The 2849-nt window shown below is 53.2% G+C and carries 3 protein-coding genes; all 3 read left to right on the plus strand.

Annotation, left to right across the window (positions count from 1 at the left end; translation table 11 throughout):
- On the plus strand, positions 1-1215 hold a 1215-nt coding region (locus tag KF784_19965; GenBank protein MBX3121338.1), incomplete at its 5' end, for a restriction endonuclease subunit S.
- A gap of 10 nt (positions 1216-1225) precedes the next feature.
- On the plus strand, positions 1226-2521 hold the full coding sequence (locus KF784_19970) for a hypothetical protein (protein ID MBX3121339.1): 1296 nt from the start codon (positions 1226-1228) through the stop codon (positions 2519-2521).
- A complete protein-coding gene (locus KF784_19975; GenBank protein MBX3121340.1) occupies positions 2518-2661 on the plus strand; it encodes a hypothetical protein in 144 nt (47 codons plus the stop codon). The genes KF784_19970 and KF784_19975 overlap by 4 nt, the downstream gene beginning before the upstream one ends.
- Positions 2662-2849 lie beyond the last annotated feature (188 nt).

A 2849-nucleotide genomic window follows, 5' to 3' on the forward strand; every position in this document is an offset into this window, starting at 1 on the left:
AGAGAGTGCGGAGGTGCTGGAGAATATCAGGGCGTTGCTGAAATGAAGAAGGGGTGGCAACGTAAGAAGATCGGGGATTTGTGTACTGTAATTGCCGGTCAATCGCCGGAAGGCAAATTCTATAACTCTGACGGAAAGGGAATGCCCTTCTATCAAGGGAAAAAGGATTTTGGTGAAAAGTTCATCGGTCCTCCAACAACGTGGACGACTGAGGTCACTAAGATTGCCCAAGAGGGCGATATTCTGATGTCGGTTCGCGCGCCAGTCGGTCCGATAAACTTTGCTGACGGTGAAGTGTGCATTGGTCGAGGTTTGGCTGCCATCCGCAGCGGCACAGAGATAACACCTGAGTTTCTATTTTACCAACTGCTTCATTTGCGACCAGAACTTGCGGGAAAGGATGGCGCGGTTTTTCCTTCGATCAACAAATCAGATATCGAAACGGTAGACATCGCCTTCACGCTACTCTCCGAACAGCAACGAATTGTCGGTATCCTCGACGAGGCGTTTGACGGCCTCGCCCGCGCCACAGCCAACGCCGAACAGAACCTCCGCAACGCCCGCGCCCTCTTCGAGAGCCACCTGCAATCCGTATTCACTCAGCGATGGGAGGGGTGGGTGGAGAAGCATCTCGAAGACGTGGTGCATGCAAGCTGTCCTCTCTCATACGGAATTGTTCAGCCTGGAAACGATTATCCAAATGGTTTGCCTGTTGTCCGCCCAACAGATTTAGCCGCCAAAGTGATCACACTGGATGGGTTAAAGCGCATCGACCCAAAAGTCGCTAGAAGCTATGAGCGAACATCACTACGCGGGGGTGAACTTCTGCTTTGTGTGCGGGGCAGTACAGGTGTAGTTTCCGTGGCCGCACCAGAACTCATTCGTGCGAATGTCACGCGAGGCATCGTGCCAATTGTTTTTGAGCCCTCCTATGTCCGGCAAGATTTTGGATACTTCCTCATGGCCGCAGAAACAGTTCAGGGACAAATCCGGTCGAAGACCTACGGCGCCGCGTTGATGCAGATTAACATCGGAGACTTGCGGAAGATTGTTGTGTCTTTCCCCGTACTCAAGGAACAGGAAGAAATCGCGAACCGTCTGGACGCACTTGCCGCTGAAACCCAACGCCTTGAATTCATCTACCAGCAAAAGCTCGCCGCGCTGGGAGAATTGAAGAAGTCGCTGCTGCACGAAGCTTTTACGGGGCAACTGTAGGTACCGCACAATGAGCCGAACCTTTACCAACGTAGATGACAGAGTCCTGTGTGAAATCATCGCACAGGCCCGGCAGCGGTTGGTGTTTGTTGCTCCCGGCATCCGCCCACCAGTAGCACAGGCTCTCACTGCTGCCATGTCCCTCGTTCCTGGCACCGCTATTCATCTCGTGCTCGATGTTGATGCCGAGGTTTGCCGACTCGGTTACGGCGACAAGGACTTCAAAGGCATGCAGCTTTTGCAGGCCGCGGCAGCCAAACATAACCTCACGGTCAACCATCATCCTGGCATCCGCATCGGCCTGCTCATTGCCGATGACACGACTCTCATCTATAGCCCGACGCCAGAGTTGATCGAAACTGAGTCGCACTTGCCGGATAAGCCCAATGCAATCATCCTTCAGAATGAGCTTCCGCCCCAACTCGCGGACGCCTGTGCAGTCGGCAGCAGGGGTTTTGCAACTCTTGAGATAGGGCTGGACCCGATTGACAATCGAGCAGTGGAAGCGGTGAAGGAAGATTTGCAGGTTCGCCCTCCGAAGGAGTTCAACGTCGCCCGCATTGAGCGCGTGTTCAGCTCGATGCTGCAATATGTTGAATTGACCATTGAGGATTACAAGCTCACCCGCCGCTCGCTCCTGCTGAACCCAGAACTGTTTGGTGTTCGTGATGTTGAGGTGGTTCGCCGCCTGACCAACCGATATCACTTATTCTCCGAAACCGATGCTCTCATGGTTGACATCCCGCACATAGATGAAACCGCCAAGCCCGATCCCAAGAAGCCTAAGGAAAAATTTGGCCCGCTGAGCATTGACAGGGAACGCAACCGCATTAAAAAGCGGTTCGTGATTGAGGCTGGGCGATACGGGACACTCATCCTGCGGCGAAACGTGCCCGACTTTGAGAGAGAACTCAAAGTGCTCGAAGCCAAGATTTCAGAATACCGGACGGCAGTGCAGGAACAGATTAAGATGCGCACCCAGGAAATCGTGGACGAGTTATTAACTGCCTTGCTCGAACGGTTGAGGGCTGCTCCGCCGGACCACTGGCACTCGCGCTTTCTCGGGAAACAACCGACGAATGAGGACATCAAACGCCTCTTCCACGAAGATGTTCAAGGTGAGGTCAACCGGGTCAAAACCGATTTTAATCCGAAGGTGTTTACCGCCTATAAGGATGTCACTTATCAGACATTCAACGACGAGAAGTTTCGGGAGTTGATGGAAAAACGCTTTGGCAAGGAAGCTATCGCCGCCATTTTCAATGAACACGACGCTGCGCCGGAACAACCGCAGGAACAGGAATGAACGAAGCCGAAACCCAGGCCGAGCGTATCGATCCCGCTCTTAAGGAGCCACAAACTCACTGCGCTGGGCGAATTGAAGAAGTCGCTGCTGCACCAGGCCTTCAGCGGGAATCTCTGATGACGAACGTACTGGAGACGTGATGGAATCCCGAAACGGGCAACTACTAAAGATTTCTTAACAGTTCAAACCGAAGGTAAGCGCCTGGTACAACGGATTCTTGAATAAACCGGAACTAGACAACCCTGACATGGATGGCGACTTGAGCGAGATTAGTATCTACGAAGCCACAAACGGCAGCATCGAAGTGCGGCTTGAGCGCGACACCGTC

It is taken from the genome of Fimbriimonadaceae bacterium, from assembly GCA_019638775.1.
Lineage (GTDB): Bacteria > Armatimonadota > Fimbriimonadia > Fimbriimonadales > Fimbriimonadaceae > JAHBTD01.